The sequence below is a fragment of the Pseudomonas arsenicoxydans genome (assembly GCF_006438915.1).
GTDB classification, from domain to species: Bacteria; Pseudomonadota; Gammaproteobacteria; order Pseudomonadales; family Pseudomonadaceae; genus Aquipseudomonas; species Aquipseudomonas arsenicoxydans_A.
In genome coordinates, this window is record NZ_RCZE01000007.1 from 84,575 (window position 1) to 109,921 (window position 25,347).

Consider the following 25,347-nt stretch of genomic DNA (forward strand, 5'->3'; position numbering starts at 1 on the left):
TATGAGCCTGTCACTCCTGAGCCGCTACGCCTTCTTTGCCGCTTGCGTGATTTTCACCCTCGCCAGCCTGCCTTTCCTCGAAAACGACTGGCTCTGGCCGATCACCGCCGTCACCGGCGTGCTCAGCCTGATCGGCCTGTTCGATCTGCTGCAAAGCCCACACGCAGTGCGCCGCAATTACCCGATCCTCGGCAACATTCGTTATCTGGTGGAAGGCATTCGTCCGGAAATCCGCCAATACCTGCTCGAATCCGACAGCGATGCCCTGCCCTTCTCCCGGGCCCAGCGGTCGCTGGTCTATTCGCGGGCCAAGAACGAAAGCGCCGACAAGCCTTTCGGCACGCTGATCGATGTGTATCAGTCGGGTTTCGAGTTCATCGGCCATTCGATGCGCCCGGCGCCGTTGAGCGACCCGAGCAGTTTTCGGGTGATCGTCGGCGGCCCGCAATGCACGCAACCGTACTCGGCCTCGGTGTTCAACATTTCGGCCATGAGTTTCGGCTCGCTCAGTGCCAACGCGATTCGTGCGTTGAACCAGGGCGCCAAGCTCGGCAATTTTGCCCATGACACCGGCGAAGGCAGCATCAGCGCTTATCACCGGGAAAACGGCGGCGACCTGACCTGGGAACTCGGCAGCGGCTACTTTGGCTGCCGCACCGCCGACGGGCGCTTCGACCCGGAACGCTTCGCCGCCCAGGCGCAAACGCCGCAAGTGCGCATGATCGAAATCAAGATGAGCCAAGGCGCCAAACCCGGCCATGGCGGGATCCTGCCCAAGCACAAAGTCACCAGGGAAATCGCCGAAACCCGCGGCATCCTGATGGGCGAAGACTGCATCTCGCCGTCACGGCACAGCGCGTTTTCGACGCCGATCGAACTGATGCATTTCATCCAGCAGTTGCGAGAACTGTCCGGCGGCAAACCAGTGGGCTTCAAGTTCTGCCTCGGTCACCCGTGGGAATTCATGGGCATCGCCAAAGCCATGCTGGAAACCGGTATTCTCCCGGACTTCATCGTCGTCGACGGCAAGGAAGGCGGCACCGGTGCAGCGCCGGTGGAGTTCACCGACCACATCGGCGTGCCGATGCGCGAAGGTTTGTTGTTCGTGCACAACACGCTGGTCGGCCTGAACCTGCGGGACAAAATCAAACTCGGTGCCAGCGGCAAGATCGTCAGCGCCTTCGACATCGCCAGCGTCCTGGCCATCGGTGCCGACTGGGCCAACTCGGCACGCGGCTTCATGTTTGCCATCGGTTGCATCCAGTCGCAAAGCTGCCACACCAACAAATGCCCGACTGGCGTCGCCACACAAGACGCTTTGCGCCAGCGCGCACTGGTGGTCCCGGACAAGGCCCAGCGGGTGTTCAACTTCCACCGCAACACGCTTAAAGCCCTGGCCGAAATGTTGGCGGCGGCAGGCCTCGATCACCCTTCGCAGTTGTCGGCCAAGCATCTGGTTCGGCGCATGTCAGCAACCGAGATCAAGTTGTTCTCGCAGTTGCATGTGTTCCTGAAACCGGGGGAATTGCTCACTGGTGAAGTGAATGGCGAGTTTTATTCGCGGATGTGGCAGATGGCGCGGGCGGACAGTTTTGAGCCTAATGAGGTGGCTGCTGCGTAAAAATACTGGGGCGCCAACTTCTTATTAAGAGGTTGGTGTCAAACAGGTCGAGAAAATCCGTTTGGAGTCGAGCGAACCTGTCTCAAACAGCTGAACCTGCGCATCCCCAGCAATAAAAGTTCTAATCAAGCGCCAGTTCTGTGGAAATACAGTTCCCTTTGATCCACGCAGATCCGTGCCCAGCACCCAGATTCGTCCGGACTTTGAGTTCATACATTCAAAATTATCCATATAAATATTGTCCGCCTCATTTTGAACTAAAGTCCATATCTGATAGCCTTCAGGCCGCCCCGAAGTCCCATCCCTCTTCGGGGGCGTATACAATTTCGGCGCTATGGTGGTGCTATTGTAATAAACGAAGGGAAAATACAAAAAGCCGTTCGTAACCAGAACACCATCATCACTTCCAGCATATTCATTTAAGTACGCGGAAAGAACATCCATCCTGTTCACTTCATCATAGACCGCATGCCCTCTCCGATAAACGTTACCTACACCCACCACTTCTAAAATAACAATCAACAGAAAAACCAGATAACACCCACTTACTTTACGCACCATAAAATTATCCAGCGCGATGGCCAGTACCATCGGCAACCCCATGGCCGCAAATATAAAGTAACGATCCACAAATAGTGGGTAGAAAAATGAGACAACCACAATCAGCAGCAAAGGAAACCATGTATAAATAACAAGCAGCGCGCTGCTTCCTTTCTTGCTTTTATCTTGCGCGACGACAACAAAGGACATCACAACAAAAACCACTGGCAAACTGTAATATGCCCAGGCAGCAAACATCAGGCCATCGGTGTAATTTAAAAATACCCATACCGCTGAGACCACCGCATGAATACCTGGCATCGCTACCCAATTAAAACCGGAAAACTTCAACTGATGTAAAAGACTAGGCACCCACGCGATAAAAATACAAACAATTGCCAGATTGGCCAACCACCAATCCACCGCAAAAAAATATTTATACCTCGTATCACGCCAGAACATCAAAATCAAAAGATAGACCCAATGCGAAGCCATGCACACCGCCGCAAAATAATGGGTATACAACCCGGCAGCCATCAACAGGGTATACACAACAATCGCAGGTTTCCGGTGAACCCCATTAACCCAGTAAACAAGTGCGACTGTTGCTCCCATCATAAAAAGAGCAAACAGTGAATACATTCGAATTTCTTGACTGTATCGAACCGCCATAGGCAGTAGCGCCAACATCACGCCACCCAGTATGGCAGCGCGCTTGGTACTGATTAACAGCAGCCACCACATCCCCATCATTACAGTCAGACAGCCGGCCACTACGCTAAGGCTTCGAGCAGAAAACACTCCGTTGCCAAATACCATCATCCAGGCATGTAAAGCCAGGTAGTAAAGTGGCGGATGAACATCTTGAGCTGTATGAAAAATGATCTGAGAGGGTGAATATGAACTCAAGATCAATGTAAATGCTTCATCCGACCAGATCGAAGTTCCCCCCAGAGCATGAAGTCGCACCCACACTGAAACCAAAAAAACTAAAGCCATCAGCAACATCATTAAATAACGGCGCTGAACACGCACGTCTTTCCTGACAATTGAGCTGTCCACTATTCAATTCCCCCACTGTCCAGCCCATTGAGCCCCTTTTGTTCGCGCAACAGCACAAACTTCGAAAAGAATCCCCCGCAAACCAGACTCAACAGCGAGAACGAAGCGACGGTCACCACCCCATGGAGTTTCCACACATCGGCGAAATGCCCAACGACGAAACTCATTACGCCCATGAAGCCGATATACGCGAGATAACGAAGTACCGACGTCCCGGCTTCAAACGTGTACAGCGCATGCACATAGAACGAAAACGTCGCGGCCACACAAAATGCCGAAAGGTTACTGGCCGCCTGACTTATTCCGGCGGCAGTGTTCAGGACATAAAAGAGCTGCCAATGAATCAGTGTATTGGCCACGCCAACCACCGCGTAGGTGGAGAACTCTTTCCATAAGGCTTTCATGTCCGTTCCCTGGCTGGTTGCTGTTTCAGGCGTTAACCTATCGCCAGTGCAAGATGTGCGTCTACTGTCAGAACTAACAGGTAACGCGGCCTTCCAGACCAACGGTCGATTACCACTGCAGCGTGGTCACCCGGGGCGGTTCTTTCATGACGATAAAACCGTAATCCCCCAGCAGATAAATGCGATAGAACAGGCTGTCCACCAGCGGTGGATAACCCTGGTAGCCCACCCGCGTGGCGTTGCGCCGTTCCTTTTCCCGGACCACGTTGGTGATGCCGGTTTTCGGCAGGTTTTCCGCGAGCATGTAGAAGTCGATGTTCAGCAGGTAGTGCAACACCGGCATTTGCTTGAACGACCCGGCGGCCGCCACCAGCCAGTGATCCGAGTAACTGACCGACAGGTAAATGCGCTTGGCGTTGCGCAATGCCGGGCGGGAGGCGATGTCGGCACTCAAGGCATACAGCGCATTGGTCGAAAAGGTCTTTTGCAGGGTCAGTACGCGGCCATAGGCGAAAGACAACGAGAGCGTCGCCAACAGCGGGATCAACAACAGCAATGGCAGCTTTCCATGCACTGGCGCCAGCACCCGATGACTCAGGTAAAACAGCAAAACCAGGACGACGCCAAAGCCCATCAAGGTTCGGGCGCCTTCATTGAAGTCGCGGAAAAACAAGGAGGCGCCGGGCACCAGCACTACCAAAACCGGCAACATTAAAAGACACGCGATACCAATCAGCGCTTTGTGCAGGCCCGTGTCCCACCGCGCCAGCACACCCCGCCCCACGCACACACCACCGGCGACAGCGCACAACAACAGCGCGCCGAACACCCAGGCAAATCCGCCATGAAACAGCAGCATGATTTTTTCCAGGACCCGGCCGGCATTGATTTCAACTTGCAGCAACGGTGCCGCCGCGCCGTTCAACATCGAGGTGCGGGTTTGACTCATGAAAGCAAAAGCCGTGGCGTAATAGATCAAGCCAGCCAGCAACAACTGCGCGACTTTCCAGCCGAGCAACCGGCACCACGCGGGCCACGATAATCGATCGTTGGCGCCCCGCAGCAATTCCAGGCAACAGAGCCCGAGAAACACATTGATGCTGACTTGATAAAGACCGATGGCCAATGCGGTCAGCAGTGCCGGAACCATGAGTTGCTGGACGCGCGAGAGGCTGCGAAAAGTGATCGCGAAGATCACCGCCACCACGCTCAGCGCCATGGTCGGGCCGTCGTATTGGTACGAGAGGTTTTGCAGGAAAAACGGGTTGTACCAAAGTGGCAGCAACACCAGGCAATGGGCAAACGACGGTTCGGGGAAATAGTGGAACGTCAGGCGTGTCAGGGCGGCGCTCATGGCCAGCGTGGCGATCAACAACGGCAACGGGAAGATATTGGGTGCGGCACCGCTGAAGGTCAGCAGGTTATAGAACCACTGCGCGAACAGGCGTCCCTCCTCTGTCCACGCCGTGCCGGCCGCCAGGGAACGCCAGTTGTCGTCGATGTAGGGGTAATCCGCGAGGATCATCGGCAGGACGTACAGCAGGGTCGCGATAAGAAACAACAACCAGACTTGACGGCCTGTGAACTCTTTGTCGAGCCATTCGCTGATCTTCATGCCGGCGCCTCAGGGGAATTCCGCCTTCAATCGATAAAGCTTTGATCCCGACGGTAGTCAGAGATCGTGAGGCTGCCGGGCTTTTAGACAAGCGGTTGCTTTTGGCAATGCTTGAGACATTCCGTAATACCCACGCTTTGCAATTGCCGGCGAATCCCTGCACCCTGCGCGCCGCCGATGAGCGGCGTACACCCCTTTGTGATGCCGCTCGCTCCTGTTTCAAAACCGTTCAAGAGCCCGCCGCCATGACGACTGAACGCGATCACCGAATCGACTTTTTCCGTGGCTTGGCACTGATCTTCATTTTCTGGGATCACGTGCCCCACAACCCCTTGGGTCAAATCACCCTGCGTAACTTCGGCTTCAGCGATGCGGCGGAAATCTTTGTGTTTCTGGCCGGTTACGCGGCGGTCCTGGCCTACGGCAAGATTCTCGCGCGCGACGGTTATCTGATCGCCTGCGTGAAAATCCTGCGCCGCGCCTGGGTGCTGTATGTGGTGCACATTTTCCTGCTGGCGATGCTGATGGGCATCGTGTTTTACGCCAACAGCCATGTGGAAACCCGTGATCTGGTCGAGGAAATGGGCCTGCACCACTTCATCACCAACCCGCAGCAAGCGTTGACGGATGAATTGCTGCTGCGCTTCAAGCCGAACCTGATGGACCCGTTGCCGCTGTACATCGTGCTGCTGGCCGGGTTGCCGCTGGTGTTGCCGATGCTGGTGCGCAAGGCGTGGGCGGTGGTGGCGGTGTCGTTGACCGTTTACCTGTTGGCGCCTTCGTTTGGCTGGAACCTGGCCGCGATCAAGGACGGCGTGTGGTACTTCAACCCCGTCACCTGGCAACTGCTGTTTGTGCTCGGTGGCGCGGCGGCGATTCACGGGCAAAAGCCCCGGTCGGTCGAGACGCGCCCGCTAACGCGCCAGCCTTTGTTTGTCGGTGCGGCGATGTATGCGGTGCTGGCCGGCGTGATTACCGTGTCCTGGCGCTGGCCGGAAATACATGACGCCGTGATGCCAACGATGCTGAGTAACCTGCTGTACCCGATCAGCAAGACCGACTTGTCGCCGGTGCGATTGCTGCACTTTCTGGCGCTGGCGTATGTCACGGCGAAACTGTTGCCGGACACGGGATGGACGCAACAGTGGCTGGCCCGACAATGCTCGCGCATGGGCCGTTACTCGCTGGAAGTGTTCTGCCTCGGCGTGTTGCTGGCGCCGCTGGCCGACATGGTCAACGCCCTGACCGACGATGCGTTTGCCATGCAAATCTTCACCGCGTTGGTAGGGGCCGGGTTGATGGGGTTGCTGGCGGTCTGGCTGGAGTTCAATAAACGCCTGATGCAATCACCGCAAAACGCCGTCGCCTGAAACCAAAAAGCCCCGGTCATCTCGACCGGGGCTTTTTGCATTTCAAGCGTTACGTCTTACGAAGCCGAACGCACCGCACCTTGCGACACCTGGGTCGGTTGCAACTTGAACACGTAGAACAACACCGTCAGCAGCACCAGGAACGCCGGCCCCACATACAGCGCCACGCGGGTGTCCGGGAAGTACGCCATCAGGCCGACCACCAACACCAGAAACGCCAGCGCCAGGTACGAACTGACCGGGTACAGCCACATCTTGTATTTGAGGCCGGCACGCTCGCTGGCGCTCAGGCCTTGGCGGAATTTGAGCTGGGCCAACAGGATCATCACCCAGGTCCAGATCGCGCCGAAGGTGGCAATCGCGGTGACCCAGACGAAGACCTTCTCCGGCACCAGGTAGTTGAGCAACACGCCCAGCAGCAACGCGCCCATCGACAACAACAAGGCGCGACGCGGCACGCCGTTGCTCGAGGTCTTGGCAAAACCGGCCGGGGCCTGACCATTCTGCGCCAGGCTATAGAGCATGCGCCCGGTGCTGAAGATGCCACCGTTGCAGGACGACAGCGCAGCGGTGATCACCACGAAGTTGATGATGCCGGCGGCGGTCTTGATGCCCAGACGCTCGAAGGTCATCACAAACGGACTGCCCTGAGTGCCGATTTCATTCCACGGGTAAATCGACAGGATCACGAACAGCGCGCCAACGTAGAACAGCAGAATCCGCCAGAACACCGAGCCGATGGCATCCGGGATGGTCTTCTGCGGGTTCTTCGCTTCACCGGCGGTCAGGCCGATCATCTCGACGCCGAGGTAGGCGAACATGACCATCTGCAGCGACATCAACACGCCTTGCACACCGTTGGGCATGAAACCGCCGTGGGCCCAGAGATTGGAAATCCCCAGCGCCACGCCATCATTACCGAAGCCGAATGCAATCACGCCGACGCCGCCGATGACCATCGCAATGATGGTGACGATCTTGATCAGGGCGAACCAGAATTCGAATTCACCGAAGGCTTTAACGGCGATCAGATTGATGGTGCCCATGCTGATCAACGCCGACAGCGCCCAGATCCAGCGGGGCACATCGGGGAACCAGACGCCCATGTACACCGCCACCGCAGTGATTTCCGCGACGCAGGTTACCAGCCACAGGAACCAGTAATTCCAGCCGGTGAGGAAGCCCGCCAAGGGGCCGAGGTAGTCTTGGGCGTAACGGCTGAACGAGCCGGCGACCGGGTTGTGCACGGCCATCTCGCCGAGGGCACGCATGATCACCAGAATCGCCAGGCCACCGATGATGTACGACAGCATGATGGCGGGGCCGGCCATTTCGATGGCCTTGGCCGAACCGAGAAACAGCCCGACACCAATACAGGCACCGAGTGCCATCAAGCGAATATGCCGTTCGCCGAGTTCGCGTTTAAGCGGGCCGCCCTGAGCGGTCTCGCCGTGGGGCAGGTGATTGCCGACTGGCATAGGGGACATCCTCGTCTTGTTATTGGATATGACCACCGAGTGTCGAAGCGCTGACCGATAAGCCATTGCTTGCCTGAAACCGGCCTTGCTTCGTGAGCAGGACCGTCCTGTAGGACAAAACCTCCAGGATCAGCGGGACGTGCAGTATAAAAAGCATTGCCCAGGCGTTTTCACTCTATAAACCACAAAATGCAGCCACAACTCTCGGCAAAAGGCGCTTTTGCGGAGAGGCTTTAACTGGCTAAAAGTGATTTCACCCGTGGCAGAAAACGGCGCCGAGTATTGCACAGCATGGGTGCATCGTCATGCCCAGACCTTCGCCGCATTTACCCGGCGAGGTGTCTATCTCAGCTATTTCAGACACAACCGCTCTCCCTCAGGCAAGAAGAGCTGTTGTGGATGCCTGCTGGTTGTCACACCTACCCAAGGTCATCTACGCCCCTGTGGCGAGGGAGCTTGCTCCCGCTCGACTGCGCAGCAGTCGTAAAACCTGCGACCCCATTTGCCTGAAAAACCACGATTGCCAGGGTTGGGACTGCTTCGCAGCCCAGCGGGAGCAAGCTCCCTCGCCACAGAAACCGTTCCTTCAGATGATTCAGACATTTCACTCAGAAGTTGAAGCCACGCAGAAACGAAGGCATGGCTAAGGTGAACTGGACTACCAGCTCAAGGACGCCAAGGAATGCATCCACGCCCAAATTCGCACCTGCTGCGCCATGGACGCTGTTCGGAGCCCGGCAGGGCCTATCTCATCACTGCAGTTACTCATCAGCGCCGTTGCATTTTTACCGACTGGCAAATGGGCCGTTTGCTGGTCGCCGAGCTCAGGCGAGCCCATGAAGAGAAATGGGTCAATTCGATAGCCTGGGTCGTCATGCCGGATCATTTCCATTGGCTGGTGCAACTCGAACAGCGCACCTTGGCGCAACTCATGCAGGCCATCAAATCACGCAGCACGCTCACCAATAACCAGGCATCAAACAGTCGAGGCGCCTTCTGGCAAACCGGCTATCACGACCGTGCAATCCGCGATGGCGAAGAACTCCTGCCGTTCGCCCGATACATAGTTGCCAACCCGTTGCGTGCCGGGCTGGTGGAAAAAATTGGTGATTACCCACTATGGGATGCCTGCTGGTTGTAACACTACCCAAGGTCACCTACGCACCTGTGGCGAGGGAGCTTGCTCCCGCTCGACTGCGCAGCAGTCGTAAAACCTGCGACCCCATTTGCCTGAAAAACCACGATTGCCAGGGTTGGGGCCGCTTCGCAGCCCAGCGGGAGCAAGCTCCCTCGCCACAAAAGGCAATACGTGTAGAAAAATTGGGTGCTCACAATTTTTTCACCATTGCCAACCACCGTCTAAGCTTCAGACAAGTCAGATCAATCTGCGTGAATGGATCAATCGGCTATGGGCGCTTTGTGGCAAACCGATACGAGTAAAACTGTGGTCCCGACTGAACGTGTGGATGAAGCGCCATCACCTGAAAAACCTCGCACCAGTCGTGTCAAACACGGCTGGAAGGCGTTTTGGTTGCTGCTGCTGATCATCGCGATTGTCGTGGGACTGGCGGCCGCCAAGGAAATGCGCACCTCGAAATTTCAATCCGGGGAAGTCAGCAAATTTGCCGCGTCCCTGAGCTACAAGCTGGAACCGGGCCCCAGCGACGCCATTCGTTACCCTGGCGCCGGGCCTTTTGATTTGCGTCTTGGCTACAGCTCACTGGATGTGTTCCTGCCCCGGTTGCTCAAGCGCGACTACGTGATAGCAGCCCAAACCCGTTTTTCCAAAAAGTTGATGGACTACAGCGACAAGGGCCTTTTCGTGCCCTACTCCGAAAAAATCCAGGCCGGCCTGTCGATTACCGACTGCCGTGCCATGCCGCTGTACCAGTTCAAATACCCACAACAGCTTTATTCAAGCTTTGACTCGATTCCGCCTGTAGTGGTCAGCAGCCTGTTGTTCATCGAGAACCGCTTCCTGCTCGACCCCAAGCAACCCTTGGCCAACCCCGCCGTGGACTGGCCGCGCTTCGGCATGGCCGCGTGGTCGCAGGTGGCCAAGTTGATTCACCTGCCGGGTCAATCGGCGGGTGGCAGCACGCTCGCGACACAGCTCGAAAAGTATCGGCACTCACCTGATGGCCTGACAGTCTCGGGCGGGGAAAAGATCCGGCAGATGATCTCCGCCACCGTGCGCGCTTATCAGGCCGGTCCGGAAACCCTAGACGCCCGGAAAAATGTGGTGCGCGACTACCTCAACAGCGTGCCGCTGTCCGCCGTGCCGGGCCACGGTGAAGTGCATGGCATGGCCGAAGGGTTGCGCGTCTGGTACGGCGCCGACTTCGACAAAGCCAACGAAACGCTGGCCAGCAACGACACGGATCCCAAGACCCTGGCCGCCAAAGGCTTGGCCCTGCGTGAAATGCTGTCATTGATGATTGCCCAGCGCCGCCCTTCTCACTACTTGACCAAGGGCCGTGACGAATTGGCCGATCTCACTGACAGCCACATTCGCCTGCTCGCACAGAACAACGTGATCGATGCGCCTTTTGCGGCGGCGGCGCTGGCCAGCAAGGTCACGTATCGCGACTGGCAAACCCAGCCGACCATTCAGCCAATCGAAACCAACAAAGGCATCAGTGTGGCCCGCAGTCGCCTGGGCGGGTTGCTCAATCGTCCGCTGTACGACCTCGACCGTCTCGACTTGTCTGCCACCAGCACCCTGCAAGGCGATTTGCAAAGCCAGGCCACGGAGTACCTCAAGCACCTGGCCGACCCGGTTTTTGCGACGCAGATCGGTTTGATGGGCGAACGCTTGCTCACCCCCACCAGCACCACGCAAGTGCGCTACAGCTTCACGCTGTTCGAACTAACGCCGGATGGCGCGCGCGTACGCGTGCAAACCGACAGCACCGACCAGCCGTTCGATATCAACGAAGGCAGCAAACTGGAACTGGGCTCTACCGCGAAAATGCGCGTACTGACCACTTACCTGCAGATCATTGCCGAGCTGCACGACAAGTACGCCAATATGACCGTCCCGGAACTGAAGAAAGTCGACGTCCCGGACCAGGACCGTCTGAGCCGCTGGGCCGTCGATTATCTGATCCAGAACAAAGACCGTAACCTGCCGGCCATGCTCGGCGCCGCGCTTGATCGCAAATACTCCGCGAGCCCCGGCGAAGCCTTTTTCACAGGTGGCGGGCTGCACGTGTTTCATAACTTTCGCAAGGAAGACAACGGCCGCATGCCGACGCTGCGCGATGCGATCCGTGAGTCGATCAACTTGCCGTTCATTCGGCTGATGCGCGACCTGGTGCGCTACACCACCTATTCCGGCCCCAACAACAGCGCCGAATTGCTCAAGGACGACCGCGACCCTCGGCGCCAGGAATACCTGGCCGACTTCGCTGACCGCGAAGGCACTTCGTTCTTGCTCAAGTTCTGGAAGAAATACAAAAACAAAGACACCCAGGCGCGGCTCGACACCTTCCTCGACAGCATGCGCCCGACCCCGATCCGCCTGGCCGCCGTGCATCGTTATCTGCTACCGCAAGCCAGCCAGGAAAGCTTCAACACCTTTGTGCGCTCGCACCTGAAAGGCGCCAAGCTCACCGAAAAACTCACTGACGAACGCCTGCAACGGCTTTACGAAAGCTACAGCCCCGGTGCCTACGATCTGCCGGACCAAGGCTTCATCGCCAAGGTCCACCCGCTGGACCTGTGGCTGATGGGTTACCTGCTGAACAACCCGGACGCCAAGTGGAGTCAGATTGTCAAAGCCAGCCAGTTCGAACGTCAGGAAGTCTATAGCTGGCTGTTCAAAAGCCAGCACAAGGGTGCCCGCGACAGTCGCATTCGTACCATGCTGGAGATCGAAGCGTTCCTGGACATTCACCAGCGCTGGCAGAAAGTCGGCTACCCGTTCGATCACCTGGTGCCGTCGCTGGCCACTGCCATCGGCAGCTCCGGCGACCGTCCGGCAGCGCTGGGCGAGTTGATCGGCACCATTCTCAACGATGGCGTGCGCATGCCGACACTGCGCATCGACACGCTCCATTTCGCGGCGAATACGCCCTACGAAACCAAACTGATCAATGACCCGGTCGCGGGCAAACGGGTGATGCCGTCCGAAGTGGCAACGGCCATGCGCGAGGCCTTGTCGCAAGTGGTGGATGCCGGTACCGCCAAACGTGTTTCCGGCAGTTTCATCACCCCCGATGGCAAACCCCTGGCGATGGGCGGCAAGACCGGGACCGGGGATAACCGCATCTCAGCCATCGGTTCCGGCGGGCAGGTCATCAGTTCGAAATCCCTCAACCGCACGGCCACCTTCGTGTTCTATATCGGTGATAGCCACTTCGGTACATTGACCGCGTTCGTGCCGGGGCGCACGGCCGAAGCCTTTAAATTCACCTCGGCGTTGCCGGTACAAGTGCTCAAGGGCATGGCGCCGATCCTGACACCGTATCTGCAACCGGGAAGTCACACTGGATGCCTGCCTGTTGAAGTTGCCCGACGCTAATACGGGCGGTAATTAATTATTTTCGGCATTGATAATCTCAATGCGTCGACACGTATTCAGCGGTATTCAACAGCAGTAATTCAGACTTTTACTTTGAGCCTTGGGCGTTAGGCTGGTGACTCCCATCAATGCTCAAGGTTTATAAAAGCATGCCTGAAATACAAGGAAGTATATTCAAAGGCCCTTTACAGGAGGCCGACGATACCAAAGGCCGTCATTACCCCTTAATAAAGGACCGGATCCACCCCACCTTCACCAGCGCTTCATTGCAAAGGGCCCGGGAACTGAGCCTTACTCAGAAGGTAACCGGGCCATGGATAAAGAGCGCCAGCGACGTTGATCATGACCGGTTACAAGAAGCCAATCTCAAACTCTGGTCCACTCAAAACCGGGTGGATGGTTTTATTGATAAGTTACAAAACATCTATAAGTTCGCCGAGCCGTTACTCACCGACGCATTAAGTAAACAGTACGGCGTCGATGTGGATGTCAAGACGACGTATTTACACCTTTACTTGCCCAAAGAGCGCCCGTGGTATGTGGTTGACCTCTCCGGCGGTGCGGTGACCCGCACGGTTTCACTGCTGGACGCGGCGCTGCACAACTTTGCGCTGAGCGAAACCTGCGAAGCCGATTCGGACTTCATCAGCCAGCCCGATGCGCGCGGGCACTTCGACATTCAGCCCATCAAACAGAAAATGACCATCGCACAGTTCCAGGCGTTATGCCGCGAACTGGACATCGGCGCGCGCTACTCCCGGTACCTCAATGAACAGCTGCTGCCCAGCGACGGCCTGGCCCGGATTTTTTTGAAACGTAACGTCGTCGAGCACGAGAGAGCCGCGTTCAAAGCGGCTGCGCAACAGGCCGTGATGACCCGTGACATCGACGCCGACGCGTGCGACCTGATCCTGAAAATGCTTGAGGGCCAGCGCAACCTCACCCGTAAGGGCCGAGTGATGCAATTCACTCAATTGTTCCTGCAGGACAGCCTGCTGACCGGGATTGTATTGATCACCCCGGACCTGGAACGAACCCGCGACGTCGTGCCGATTTTTGCCTACGTGCCGCAAGACCCCGAACACCCCCTCAAAGAATATCCGTCAACCGTTGCGTTCATGAATGAGCTGACTCGCCAGCTGCGCGACAACAAGGTCATCTCGTCGACCACCATGACTTATCGCCAATACTTCAGCCGGTTTGTCGACCAATCCGCGCGCGGGCATTTTTTCGGCGGGTTGCAGCAACGTCTGTTCGAGGTCAAATGGCATCACAAAGAACCGCTGGACCAACGCCCGAGCTGGCGCGAGGAGCCGGTCAGCAGTCCCAATCTGCAATTCAGCGCCGAACCGATTCGCGGTGACGTGTGGGAGCACCTCTATCAGCAGAAGCTGAACAAGATCCTCAATGATGCGCGGCATATCGCCGTGTCCACCGCCGATACCGATCGCAATGCCCGATGGGCCTGGTGGGAGAACTTCAAGAAAATTGTCTCGGACATCTTCAATGTCGCGCTGATGGTCGTCACACCGTTCGTGCCGGGGTTGGGGGAATTGATGATGGTCTACACCGCCTATCAGATGGTCAGCGATGTCATCGAAGGCATCGTCGACATGACGTTGGGGCTATGGACCGAATTCGCCGAGCATATCGTCGGCGTGGTGACGGATGTCATTCAATTGGCGGCGTTTGCGGCCGGCGTGAAGATTGGCGAGGTCGCACGCCTCAAACTTTCACCGCTGATCGAAGGCATGAAACCGGTGGAACTGCCCAATGGCCAGCAGCGTTTGTGGCATCCCGACCTCAAGCCCTACGAGCAGCCGAACATCGAGTTGCCGGCCGATTCAAAACCTGACGCATTGGGTCTGCATACCCACGAAGGTCAAAAGATTCTGCCGCTGGACAATAAACATTACGCCGTGCAAAAAGACCCGAAAACGGGCACCTATCGTGTCAAACACCCCCATCGCGGCGAGGCCTATTTACCCGAGCTGAAACACAACGGTTTCGGCGCCTGGACACATGAAGCGGAAAGCCCGCGAGGCTGGGATCACCCGACACTGATGCGCCGTCTCGGTCACCGCGCCGACGGTTTCAACGATGCGCAGCTGGAGCAGATCCGCATTGCCAGCGGCACCGAGGCGGCTGCATTACGCCAAATGTACGTTGAAAACACCGCACCACCCACGTTGCTCGCCGACGGGCTTGATCGCGCAGACATTCAAGAGCAAACCGAGCAGGCGATTCATGACATTCGCTCCGGATTGCCCATCGATCCCGCTGCTTACTGGTTCGAACCGCTGGCGACTTACCTTGAAGGCTGGCCCTCGGACAAAGCCCTGAAAGTCTACGAAAACGCCGACCTGAGGGGCCGCTTTCGCACCTACGGTAATGCCCGGGCGAGCGATGAACAGACGCTCGCCACCAGTCTGTCGCGTCTCATGCAGGGTGACCTGCCAAAGCAACTCATCGAGTTCCTGAGCGAAGAAGAACTTCAAGCGCTGCTCGGCCCGGGTGTTGCCAGGGAAAAACAGCTCCAGGCGCTGCGCAATCAACTGGCTGACGAGGCAAACCGCCTCAGACCCGACATCTTCAATCAGCGCTATCAAGCCGCACAAGCGAGCGCCAACCCGCAGATTCAACGGCTGCGCGAGGTGGCCCCAGCGTTGCCAACCCGCGCGGCAACCGTACTGCTCAACAGTGCCAACGGCGCTGAGCTGCAACGCATGACACGTGACAAACGCCTGCCACTGAACCTGAAAAACCAGGCGCGTGAAGCGGCCTTCGAAACCTTGGCCAACCACGCCTATGAAGGTTTCAACGATGATGCGCGCTGGGTTCCAGAGACCGAGCGACTGGTGCTGAACGCGCTCAGGATTCACACCGACGCGTTCGGCGATTTGCGTATCGACGTTCGTCAGGGCACCGACATTGGGCCCTTACGATGCAGCGTGGGAGCAGAAGACGCTTCGGTCGTCCGGGTATTGATCAAGGATGACGGGGCACGGTACGAAGTGTGGGACGCCGACAACCACAAATTGCACGAAGCCGACGACTTCTACGAATCGGTACTCAATGCCCTGCCAGCCAGTAAACGCACGCAACTGGGTTATCGACCCGGCCAGGGAACTTCGTTCCGGCAATGGGTGCTGGTCAAGACCGAAGCCCCCGCCGAGCGCCGGATCGCACTGGCAGAGCCGCCGATTCGCCCGGTCGGCGACCCGGACACCTTGCTGCTGTTGCGTGGTCCGGGCTTTTCCATACAAAGGGCCACCCTGGCGGAGCGGGTGCAGGATATTTACCCGCACTTGAACGAGCGCGAGGTCAGCACCTTTGTCCGCTCGCTGGGCGAAGAACCTCAGGCACGCAAAACCCTCGTTCGACTTGACCGCGAACTGGCGGATCTGCAAGTCGCACTCAACATATGGCGGTATCGCCAACCTGAAGCCTGGGGCCCGGATCGTAACGGATTCGTGAAGGGTGGTGGGTTGCACATTTACGAGCGGCTCATCGAGTGCTTTCAAAGAAAGTCGAGGGCCTTTGGCGAGCGCAGTGACACGCTTGAAGGCGGGTATGTGCTGGACCTGTCAACGGAGTTCAACACACTCGATCTGGAGCTGTGGTGGCGTGAACTGCCTGATCTCAAGTATTACCTCGATCAGGTCAGTACGCTCAATCTGGACCGCACCCTCTTTTCCGCCAGCAACACGGGGCTGCTGAAGGATTTCCCTAATCTTCGGCAACTGAGTGCCCGAGGCTGCGGATTGGAAAAGCTGCCGGTAACGATTGGCAAAATGCATTTTCTGCGCACGCTGCGCTTGATGAACAACCGGCTCCGCTTGACCCGGTCGGCCGTCGAGCAATTGCGGCATTTGACGCACATGGAAACGCTCAGGCTCGATGACAACCCGCAGTTGGGTCTGCTGCCGAACGTCGAACGCATGCCGAAACTGAAGATTCTGAGTTTGAGTAACACCGGCGCAACCGCCTGGCCTGACGGCCTGTTCACCCGGCATCGCCCGCGAGGGTTTTATCTGGACCTGATGCAAAACCCGTTGCGCGACATCCCCTTGGTCGTTCCGGGTTCCGAGGCCGCGCGCCTCGTGGCCCGTACTCGACTGTTTCCGACCGATCTTTCGGACGCCAACCTGATTGTCTATATGGACTACCGAAGGTCAGTGGGCATCAGCTCGGATCATCTGTACTCGGCCGTCGCTGATCGTGCGATCGATCAATGGCCCATGTCAGACGATTCCCAATGGTGGAGCTACAAGTCTGCCGGCCTGGGTATCTTCAGGGTAGAAGCCTGGCATGACCTGATGACCGAGCCAGACTCCCAAGGGTTCTTCAGCTTGATCCAGAAGCAGACAGAGTCGGCCGACTACCGCGCCGGTGGCGAACGGCGCAAGCAACTGAGTGATCGCGTATGGCGAATGATCGAGGCCATCGACCTGGACACGACATTGCGCAAAGAGTTGTTCGAGATGGCGACCGCACCGACCACGTGCGCTGACGCTGGCGCCCAGGTATTCAACAACATGGGCATCAAAGTCCTGGTCAGCGAGGCCTATGCCCAGTCGACATCGGCCGCGATCCTGGAAAGCAAGCTGGTGGCCTTGGCAAAAGGCGCCGCGCGTCTCGAACGGGTGGATGACATCGCCCGAGCGGATTTCGCCAGCCGAAAAGGTAATCCCGATGAAGTCGAAGTGTTCCTCGCTTACGAGACCGGCCTTGCCCAGCGTCTCGATTTACCCTGGCAATCGGAGACCATGCTCTATCGACCCGTTGCCGGCGTGAGTGCCAAAACGCTCGATACGGCCTTCGATACGGTGATGTCGATGGAAAGCGGCGACGGTTTGATCAATCACATGATCGAGCAGTCGTTCTGGGAAAAATACCTGCATGACACGTACCCCGCGGAGTTCAGCCGCAATGCCCGGACGTATGAAATCAGAACCGATCAATTGGATGAATTGCGCGAGGCCCAGCGTTCCTGGGCGAATTCCAAAGGACGGGTGATTGCGCAAAGACAGGCGCTCAAGAAGCGCCTGCTGGACCTGGCCAATCAACTGAACGTCCAGGAAAACCGTGTGCTCACCGATGAAGAAATGACCGACGAGGTCTACGGCGCATTGCTGAACGACATCGGCTACGAGGAAAAACAGCTAAGCAGGCGGTTGACCCGACAGGCGCTGCTCAACGCCAAGTAACAGCACTTGCCCTGGAGGCAGCACGCCTCCAGGGCAGGCTTTGATTACCCGATATCGGAGTCCCAGATCACGGTGATATTTCCAGAATAGCGAGAGGCCTCACCGGATTTGATCATGTAGTTCACGTAATAAGGTGCAATCTCGAAATGCAGGATGCCCGGCGCACGGTCCACGTAAAAGCCGGGTTTGAATTCTTGCGCATTCACCTGTCCAACATGCAACGGACGACGCGTGACCGGTTGCCCACTGATATCCGTCAGGCCATTCGGCAAGCTGACGCTCAGTTGCACCACGGCAGCGCGCTGCGAAACGGGGTCGCGAATCATGCAATCGAGCAACCCGGAAATTTCACACTCCAGCTGCATCTTGAAACGGCTCGACGAAGAGATATTGAACGTCTGATCACGAAACAATCGGGTCGGTTTACGCCCTTGGGTCAGCCAGGCTTGCCAGCCCCCTGGCGGAACGAGTTCCACTTGATTGCCGCCTGGGGGAATATCCACCTTCAAGGTGTGCTCGACAGTCAAAGCGAAGTTGAGCGTGATCAGGTTATCTTCCGGCAACATCACATCACCCATGTCGAAGTCGCCCCCGGGCCCGACGCGATAACTTAGGGTCCCCGTATAAAGCCCGGATGACATTTCCAACGGGTTCGGTGTACGAAGCTCGTAAGCAAAATCTACATAGTTGTAAGTCATTGCCGGTATTGGATATCGGGTCGATTTGACACAAACGCCTTCAACAGGCGTTTTCCAGAAAAAGGCATAGCTCCAGGGGTCGTAGGAGCCGACACCACTGTATTCGCAGGGCGGCGGTGAGTAGACCCAACTTGAGCCCCATAAGGTCTGATGCCCTTCGAGCCAGTTCGAGGCACCTGTCAGGCTGACGGTCGTCTCACTGAGCTTGTATTGAGACCCCATACCGGCAATGCGTACCTCGACCTGCTCCAACTCCCCCGTCTCTTCATTCTTCACGGGCAGCGACCTCCACTGGGCCGGAACTTTGAACATTGCATTACTACGTGGCTCGGCATCAGGCAGGATGGGCCTGATTGACTCGAATCTCAGTGGTAGCCGAATGCTGAACATGTTCAGGTTCTTGCACTCGGAGGGGTACGACGCGCAATAACCACTGCTTGGCGTCTGGTTGATGAATTTGTTGTCTGCAGGCTTCGATGGATCAGGCCGAAATACCGCCTTAATGTCCATTGACGTCGACATCGCCGGCTCAATGCTCCATCCGAACGCCACGATGGCCCAAGCCAACCGACTCGGAATTTTTTCAGTGCTCAGGATGTTCATCGTCTCTCTCAGGCCCCCGGAAGAATCGCATTGAAGATCATGTTGACGCTGCCAAAGTAACTACCAGGCTTGTAAACCCCATCGGCAGGCGGCATCGGGACGATTTCCAGCAACACGCGTTTGCCGGGGGCTGCCTCGGTCAGCGAAACCACTTCGCTGTTTTTGTGCTCGCTCAACAGCGTGCCGTTGAACAGCACCCGCAAGGCAATGTCATGGGCGTCGGTGCCGTTGGACAGATAGGGACGACCGTCAAGCCGCGCCTCGATCGAGCCTGCCTCGTTTTTCACGTCGAAATATTTGCGCAAGCCACCCAATGTCGACGACGTCAGATTCCATGGCAGTTGCTGCTCACGGTGGATCCAGCCCGGGTCGGATGGAATGACATAAAACGCCTGGGTCGGAATCGTCACGAACACTTCAAAGGTGTGCACTTCCCTGGCGGCGAAGGCACCAGCGCTCGACCCCATCACCACGGCCGACAAAAAAACCTGGATCAGCTTCTTGCTCATGGGTTATCCCTTCACGTCCAGTTTTTTGCTGCTTTCACCTTCAACCAGGGTAAAGCGATATTCGCGACCGGCCTGCTTCTCGAACTGAAACGTGCGGCCGGCCAGAATGTGATGCTTGGTTGTCGGTTGGCAGTCCTGCTCGTTCTTGATCGAGCAATCCTTGAACTCGTCGATCACCACCACGGTGTTGCCGTTGTTGCGGATCCGGTAGTTGCCGGCCTCGTTCTCGATTGCGCTGTCAAAACGTGTTTCTTTAGGCCGCACGAAAAACACTGCGCCGTAACCTGCCAGCACGGTGACCCCGGCGGACAAAGACTTTTTGTAGTCTTCGCGCTCTTCGCTGGAAACGGCGAATTCGTCTTCCTTCTCCGGCACGACCGGGACGAAACGCACCCGGAAATACCGCTCCCTGTCGCGTTCGCCCATGTACAGCAACCGTGTGCCCTGCATGCCATTGGCCGGCACGATCAGACGTGCCGGACTGGCCATCAAGCCATCCCGGGCGTTGCCGTCGGCCTGGGTCTTGAGCGGCACTTCGCGCGAGGTGCCGTCAGCCTCATAGAGGATTTCAAGGATGTTGACCTTGACGAAGGCCGTGCTGTCTCCGCCATTGAACACACGTTTCAGATAGGTGCTTTTATCGCCGTCCAGATAGTCGTAGACGGTCCCGATATTGATGCTCGGTGCCGCGTGAGCCAGTTGCGCGAAAAGATAAAAACCAAACAGTGCCAACAGGTGTTTCATCGTACTGAACCTCGTTGAATTGAATGCTGCAAAGTGCGGCTTGCTAGATGTCTGAATCCCAGATCACCGTCACATTCCCGGAGTACTGCCGTAGTTGCTCGGGCCTTATCATTTCCGCTACTGCGTCGGGAGGAATCTCGAAGTGCAGCGTTCCCGGTCTTCGCTCCACATAGAAAGCCGGTTGAAATAATCCGGTACCGCTGCCGTCACGCAGCAGGGGACGCCGTTCGACAGCGAGGCCATTGGCGTCGCTCAAACCACGAGGCAGGCTGACGCCGACGTTCAGGGGCACGACATGGCCGGACACTGGCTCGCGTAACGAGCAGGTCTTGCCGTCCTGGGTGTATTCACACTCCAGACTCATCTTGAAGCGCGAACTGGCCGAGATATTGAAGGTCTGGTCGCGGAACAGGCGTGTGGGTCTGCGCCCCTGCTGCAACCAGGCTTGCCAGCCGCCTTGCGGCAACAGCTCGACCCGATTGCCGCCTGGGGGAATCTCGACTTTGAGGGTGTGCTCGACGGTCAGGGTGAAGTCGAGCTGGATGATTGCGTCCGCGGGCACGACGATGTCACCGAGGTCAAAATCGCCGCCAGGGCCGATCGAATAGACCTGCTTCCCCACATAGACGCCCGTGGACATCTTCAGCGGGTCAGGCGTGCGCAGTTGGTAGGTGAAGTCCAGAGCGCCGTAACCAAACGCGGGAATGAGGAATTTGGCCTGCTTGCCACACACCGCCTCTTCAGGGGTCAGCCAGAAGAATTGGAAACCGGTCGCACCGTAATAGCTTGGAGGGCCAATTGCCCGGCACGGCCCCGGCGCAATTTGCCAGTCGCGTCCCCACAACGCCCTGTGCGCACTGACATAATCCGGTTGCCCTGTCAGCACCAACGCGGAGTGGCTAAGCGTGTAAACACCGCCTACCCCGGCAATACGCACCTCGACCGTGGCCGGCTCGCCAGTTTCGCGGTTCAACACCGGCAACGCTCGCCAGGCGGATGGCGCCTTGATCATCGCGCCTTGTCGTACGTTTTCGTGGTTAGGCTGGATCGGGCCGTTGAGTGCAATATTAAGATGAGAGCGCAAGCTGAATATGTCGTGAGCCTTGCAGATGGCGGGGTAACTCTGACAAAACCCTCTATTGGGCGTGGTATTGCTGAACTCGTTTTTCTGCGGGTTACTCGGGTCAGGGTTGAAAGTGGCCGTGATCGGAAGTACGACCGCGACAGCCTGCAGGCTTGACACCACCAGACAGGCCCCGATGAAAAGAGCCACCACCGTGCGCCATGGGAAAGTAGTCGAAACATTCATCGAGTTATGCACTCCAGAGATTGAGCAACACACATCAACCGGCGCTCTGCACGGCGTCGCCAACGTCTGCCAACGTATCCGGCGTGCAGCGCAGATCGCCGATCATCAGCACATTGTTTTCCGTGCGGCCATTGCTCGGGTCGAGGCGGAACTGACACAGCAACTGGTCGCCGTAGCGCACTTCCAGGGTCGGTGAGCCGGCGTTCATTTCCATGGAGAAGAAACCGTCCACCTCGCTCACCCCGCGACTGGCGTGGTTGATGATGTGATGGCCCTTGAGCGGGTTGCCCTGGGGGTCGATCAGGCGGCCGAGGACGGTGAGGGTTCTCATCACGCGAATCTGCCGATAATCCACGCCGCCCTTGTTCAGGTGATAACTGGAACGGGCCGGCTGGATGGTCGCGGCAGGCACGTGGTTGCCTTCGAAATCGAAACTGACGGAGCTGCTTTTGTAGGCCGTGATCGGCACAAAATTGCGCCCGGGCTTGAGCACCGCACTGCCGCCGCCCAAATCGTCGGCGCGCAAGGTAATGTCGTCGATGTCCGACTCGACATCGATGATCATGCCCGCGCCGTTGCGATGGTATTGGCTGGTCACGACCATTTTCCGTGCGCCGACGGCCACGGTGCTGTCCAGGTTCAAACCGCCAGTGAGGTCGTTGTTGAACGACGAGCGCTGAATGAAACCATCGCCGTTGACCAGGTCCGATTGCATCGTTGCCATCGTATTCAAGCCGATGCCGTAGGTATCGCTAATGGCCGTGGCAGACACACTTTGCAGAATGTGATCCTGCAGGTCTTTGCGGTAACTGACCGAGGCGTTGTTATCCCGGCCGCCCTCGCGCGCGGTTCGCGAGCCGATGCTGCCGGAGATCTGTTCACCGGGGCCACCCAGGGCAATGTTGACGCTCAGGTCGACACCACGGTTGCGCGCATCATCCGAACTGATGCTGCCCGGCCGATCGAACAAGGACAATCGCCAGTTGGCATCGCTGCCAAACAGCCGGGTCCGCTGGGTCCATCCCAGATCCACCCCGGTGCCATTGGTGTTGCCCTCACTGTGGGAGAACCGCGCATTGACCGAACTTTTGCTGTTCAGTCGATGGTTGATCGACAACGAAGCGTTGCTGGTTTGTCCGATAAACACGTTGGGCTGCCGTACCCGCGTGCCATCGGGCAGGGTGTCATACAGTTTTGTGGTGTCGAGCCAGCTGCGGTTATAGCTGGCGACAAGGCTGCCGCTGCCATAAGAGTAGAGCCCCTGCACGTCGAGACCGGTGCCGTAATTTTCGGTCTGGTAGACGTTGGCATACAGGCTGGCGTTATTGACGATGGCCCAATCCACCGATGTGCCGAGTTGCAGGCTATCGCTCACTTGTCGACCGCTCAGGCCGAGAATCACTCGCGGGTGCCACAGGTAGTTGATTGCGGCACCGGCGGTCATGTCGCCATCGTCGGGTTGATCCCAGTTGCTGAGCAAGCCCGATTCACGGCCGGCGAACAGGTTGTAGCGCCAGCGCTCGTCGTGATTGCGCCAGTTGTTCGGCTTGTAGACCAGTTCCTGAGTGCTGGACGTGATCTGCCCGTCCTCGATCAGGCGCACTTCCACTTCGTAAATCCCCCCCGGCAGCGGACGGGTATCGAGGGTCTGCAAACCGGCAGGCATTGCCTGGGTATTGATCAGCAGACCGTCGCGATAAATCTCCACGGACCCCTGGCGATTGGCGGTGACGTAAATCGGGTAAACCGCCGGTTTCGGGTTATTGATGGCCAGACTGTCGGAGCTGCCATACATCACGCCCAACGCCGTGTCGGGGCTGGTGCCAAAAGTGCGCGGCTGGCGGGACAGCCCCTCGGATGAGGGGGTGAAATAACCCAGGCGCAGAAAATTGCCTTGCAGTTCGCGCTGGGTATAAAGCTCATTGACGGCGTGGTAGAGCGTGTTATCCATGCCCCCCAGTCGCGACAGCTGAATATTGACCGCTTGGGTCCAATTGCCAAGGCTGCTACTGGCTTCCAGACCGTAGCGCCCACCAAGGTCCTGGTCCTGGCCGCCATTGAGGTTTAGTTGGTTACGCACGATCAACCCGGTGCTGCCGCCTTCGGGCAGGTTGTAATACTGCTGCACTTGATCGTCCCGTTCGGCGTTCTCCGTGAGAATCGAGACCAAGGAGTTTTCGAGACTGTAGTGCACGGCCAACAATTGTTCTGGGCATTTGGCCTCGCAGCTGCCGAGGGCCACACCTTGTTTCAGATAGCTCGACCAAATGTCGCGCTCACTGGGTTTGAACTGGCTGTCGCTGACATCCGTGAAGTCAACGAGGGTGATGCGATCATCGCGTGTTAACACGACCATCGCCTCACCGAGAAACTGTTGATCAAGTTCCACGCGCACCGCCAGCGGTACATCAAAGAAGTGCTCTTCGAACTCGCTCGGTAAACCCTTGGCTTGCGCAAGCAAACTACGAGGTGTGTGGCCGTTGTCCGCTGGCGCGGCCAGGGCAGTTGCACAAAAACATAGGGCAAGCGCCGTCGCGATGGGAGTCATCGGGAACATGAACGGGATACTCTGAAGATAAGTGCGTTGAAACCCGATCGACAGGCAATGATTACCCATCGACCGGTAAGTGCTAACGAATAAGGCTAAGCCTTAAGTCATGGCTGACTTAGATGCGCGGAACGGCATCGAAGACCACGACGGGATTGGCCGTGTAAGAACCTGTCTGACCGGTAGCAGGCGGGCCGGCAGTAATCACCAGATCAGCCCGCATGCCCCCGTTGGATGCGGCATCGCTGACCACTTCTTTGGGAGAAGCGGTCAAGGTTACGCCGTTGAAGGTGTAGAACAGCGGAATGTTGTTGATGCCGTTGAACAGCGGTTGCGGACCACCTTCCACATACGCATGGACCGAACCGTTATTGTGGCGGATATCGTAAGCCGCACGCAGCGGGCTCAAGGTCTCGGATACCACGTTGTAGGCCATTTTTTCATCTTTACCGAAGTCAGGATTCACCGGTTGGGCGTGGAATACTTCGGTGGGGATATTAGCGCTGATGTTGATGGACGAACGCGCTTGTTCCGCAGCGAATGCCATCGAAGAGCTGAGGGCCAGGAGGGTCATCGGAACGGCGATTGCAAGCTTCTTGAACATTATTAAGTACCTGTCTATATCAAAGGATTGGGCCGAGGAAAGTTTTGACAAGCAAACACCACTCCAAGCGGTGATGGCGATTTCGCTTAACTTTCGACGCCAGAGAATGATCGTCCAATCCCTTGAGAAAGTAAGTACGTAACTTCCGAAGAACATGTAGTAACAATGGCCTCCGAACAGCAGGAAAAAAGTTAAAAACACACTAAATGAATTGTTTTACCCTCAGAGAAATACTACACACAGCCTCAACTAAAAAAGCACACAGATAAGAACCAACCCACTTCCGTAAGACCCATACTACTTAACACCTGGCCATACACTAATGATCAACAAGTTAACCTGACAATTAGTTCAATTACTCTAAAAAAGCAATCAACTCATCATTCATTGCGCGTGGTCTTCAAGCGCCGCCCAAGGCCGACAGGATGGCAACCGTTGGTCGAGAACGCTTGCCCAAGTCGTAAGATATATCTTAAGTTGTATCTAAACACGACGAGAGAAGACTCA

15 protein-coding genes are annotated in these 25,347 nt (G+C 57.1%); 5 read left to right on the plus strand and 10 right to left on the minus strand.

Features of this window, described 5'->3' with window-relative positions; genetic code table 11:
• Window position 1 precedes the first annotated feature (1 nt).
• The gene (locus EAH78_RS16140; protein WP_140668393.1) at window positions 2–1,621 is read left to right on the plus strand and encodes an FMN-binding glutamate synthase family protein; all 1,620 of its coding nucleotides are present in this window, start codon (window positions 2–4) and stop codon (window positions 1,619–1,621) included.
• A gap of 24 nt (window positions 1,622–1,645) precedes the next feature.
• On the opposite strand, the gene EAH78_RS16145 is transcribed toward EAH78_RS16140, so the two are convergent.
• The 3 genes from EAH78_RS16145 to EAH78_RS16155 all read right to left on the minus strand — a co-directional run bounded on the left by EAH78_RS16145 (window position 1,646) and on the right by EAH78_RS16155 (window position 5,242).
• Window positions 1,646–3,223: a glycosyltransferase family 39 protein gene (locus EAH78_RS16145; protein ID WP_140668394.1), complete on the minus strand. Its 1,578-nt coding sequence runs from the start codon at window positions 3,221–3,223 to the stop codon at window positions 1,646–1,648.
• Entirely contained in the window at window positions 3,223–3,627 is a 405-nt protein-coding gene (locus EAH78_RS16150; protein ID WP_140668395.1) for a GtrA family protein, read from the minus strand. The genes EAH78_RS16145 and EAH78_RS16150 overlap by 1 nt, the downstream gene beginning before the upstream one ends.
• A 109-nt stretch (window positions 3,628–3,736) precedes the next feature.
• Window positions 3,737–5,242, minus strand: coding sequence for a glucosyltransferase domain-containing protein (locus EAH78_RS16155; protein ID WP_140668396.1), 1,506 nt, complete (start codon window positions 5,240–5,242; stop codon window positions 3,737–3,739).
• Window positions 5,243–5,487: 245 nt separating this feature from the next.
• Between EAH78_RS16155 and EAH78_RS16160 the strand changes: the two genes are divergently transcribed.
• A complete protein-coding gene (locus tag EAH78_RS16160) occupies window positions 5,488–6,612 on the plus strand; it encodes an OpgC family protein (protein ID WP_140668397.1) in 1,125 nt (374 codons plus the stop codon).
• 56 nt (window positions 6,613–6,668) lie between these two features.
• On the opposite strand, the gene EAH78_RS16165 is transcribed toward EAH78_RS16160, so the two are convergent.
• Entirely contained in the window at window positions 6,669–8,090 is a 1,422-nt protein-coding gene (locus EAH78_RS16165; RefSeq protein WP_140668398.1) for an amino acid permease, read from the minus strand.
• 682 nt (window positions 8,091–8,772) lie between these two features.
• Here EAH78_RS16165 and EAH78_RS16175 point away from each other — a divergent pair.
• The 3 genes from EAH78_RS16175 (at window position 8,773) to EAH78_RS16190 (ending at window position 17,825) form a co-directional block, all read left to right on the plus strand.
• Complete coding sequence (locus tag EAH78_RS16175) at window positions 8,773–9,231, plus strand: REP-associated tyrosine transposase (protein ID WP_140668400.1); 459 nt, start codon at window positions 8,773–8,775, stop codon at window positions 9,229–9,231.
• Between the two features lie 267 nt (window positions 9,232–9,498).
• Complete coding sequence (locus EAH78_RS16185) at window positions 9,499–12,615, plus strand: transglycosylase domain-containing protein (RefSeq protein WP_140668402.1); 3,117 nt, start codon at window positions 9,499–9,501, stop codon at window positions 12,613–12,615.
• A gap of 392 nt (window positions 12,616–13,007) precedes the next feature.
• Complete coding sequence (locus tag EAH78_RS16190) at window positions 13,008–17,825, plus strand: NEL-type E3 ubiquitin ligase domain-containing protein (RefSeq protein ID WP_140668403.1); 4,818 nt, start codon at window positions 13,008–13,010, stop codon at window positions 17,823–17,825.
• A gap of 44 nt (window positions 17,826–17,869) precedes the next feature.
• On the opposite strand, the gene EAH78_RS16195 is transcribed toward EAH78_RS16190, so the two are convergent.
• The 6 genes from EAH78_RS16195 to EAH78_RS16220 form a co-directional block, all read right to left on the minus strand.
• Window positions 17,870–19,126 carry a hypothetical protein gene (locus EAH78_RS16195; RefSeq protein WP_345789801.1) on the minus strand — a complete coding sequence of 419 codons (1,257 nt, stop codon included), beginning with the start codon at window positions 19,124–19,126 and terminating at the stop codon, window positions 17,870–17,872.
• Between the two features lie 8 nt (window positions 19,127–19,134).
• On the minus strand, window positions 19,135–19,635 hold the full coding sequence (locus EAH78_RS16200; RefSeq protein WP_140668404.1) for a CS1 type fimbrial major subunit: 501 nt from the start codon (window positions 19,633–19,635) through the stop codon (window positions 19,135–19,137).
• 3 nt (window positions 19,636–19,638) lie between these two features.
• Entirely contained in the window at window positions 19,639–20,379 is a 741-nt protein-coding gene (locus EAH78_RS16205) for a molecular chaperone (protein WP_140668405.1), read from the minus strand.
• Window positions 20,380–20,422: 43 nt separating this feature from the next.
• Complete coding sequence (locus tag EAH78_RS16210) at window positions 20,423–21,688, minus strand: hypothetical protein (protein ID WP_140668406.1); 1,266 nt, start codon at window positions 21,686–21,688, stop codon at window positions 20,423–20,425.
• 34 nt (window positions 21,689–21,722) lie between these two features.
• Window positions 21,723–24,245 carry a TcfC E-set like domain-containing protein gene (locus tag EAH78_RS16215; protein WP_140668407.1) on the minus strand — a complete coding sequence of 841 codons (2,523 nt, stop codon included), beginning with the start codon at window positions 24,243–24,245 and terminating at the stop codon, window positions 21,723–21,725.
• A 109-nt stretch (window positions 24,246–24,354) separates the two neighbouring features.
• The gene (locus EAH78_RS16220; RefSeq protein WP_140668408.1) at window positions 24,355–24,840 is read right to left on the minus strand and encodes a CS1 type fimbrial major subunit; all 486 of its coding nucleotides are present in this window, start codon (window positions 24,838–24,840) and stop codon (window positions 24,355–24,357) included.
• Window positions 24,841–25,347 lie beyond the last annotated feature (507 nt).

Bases quoted from the DNA above. Each gene is read 5' to 3' on its own strand.
- EAH78_RS16200 (WP_140668404.1), bottom strand. From the start codon at position 19,635: ATGAGCAAGAAGCTGATCCAGGTTTTTTTGTCGGCCGTGGTGATGGGG.
- EAH78_RS16205 (WP_140668405.1), bottom strand. From the start codon at position 20,379: ATGAAACACCTGTTGGCACTGTTTGGTTTTTATCTTTTCGCGCAACTG.
- EAH78_RS16155 (WP_140668396.1), bottom strand. From the start codon at position 5,242: ATGAAGATCAGCGAATGGCTCGACAAAGAGTTCACAGGCCGTCAAGTC.
- EAH78_RS16160 (WP_140668397.1), top strand. From the start codon at position 5,488: ATGACGACTGAACGCGATCACCGAATCGACTTTTTCCGTGGCTTGGCA.
- EAH78_RS16150 (WP_140668395.1), bottom strand. From the start codon at position 3,627: ATGAAAGCCTTATGGAAAGAGTTCTCCACCTACGCGGTGGTTGGCGTG.
- EAH78_RS16195 (WP_345789801.1), bottom strand. From the start codon at position 19,126: ATGAACATCCTGAGCACTGAAAAAATTCCGAGTCGGTTGGCTTGGGCC.
- EAH78_RS16210 (WP_140668406.1), bottom strand. From the start codon at position 21,688: ATGAATGTTTCGACTACTTTCCCATGGCGCACGGTGGTGGCTCTTTTC.
- EAH78_RS16165 (WP_140668398.1), bottom strand. From the start codon at position 8,090: ATGCCAGTCGGCAATCACCTGCCCCACGGCGAGACCGCTCAGGGCGGC.
- EAH78_RS16140 (WP_140668393.1), top strand. From the start codon at position 2: ATGAGCCTGTCACTCCTGAGCCGCTACGCCTTCTTTGCCGCTTGCGTG.
- EAH78_RS16185 (WP_140668402.1), top strand. From the start codon at position 9,499: ATGGGCGCTTTGTGGCAAACCGATACGAGTAAAACTGTGGTCCCGACT.
- EAH78_RS16175 (WP_140668400.1), top strand. From the start codon at position 8,773: ATGCATCCACGCCCAAATTCGCACCTGCTGCGCCATGGACGCTGTTCG.
- EAH78_RS16220 (WP_140668408.1), bottom strand. From the start codon at position 24,840: ATGTTCAAGAAGCTTGCAATCGCCGTTCCGATGACCCTCCTGGCCCTC.
- EAH78_RS16215 (WP_140668407.1), bottom strand. From the start codon at position 24,245: ATGTTCCCGATGACTCCCATCGCGACGGCGCTTGCCCTATGTTTTTGT.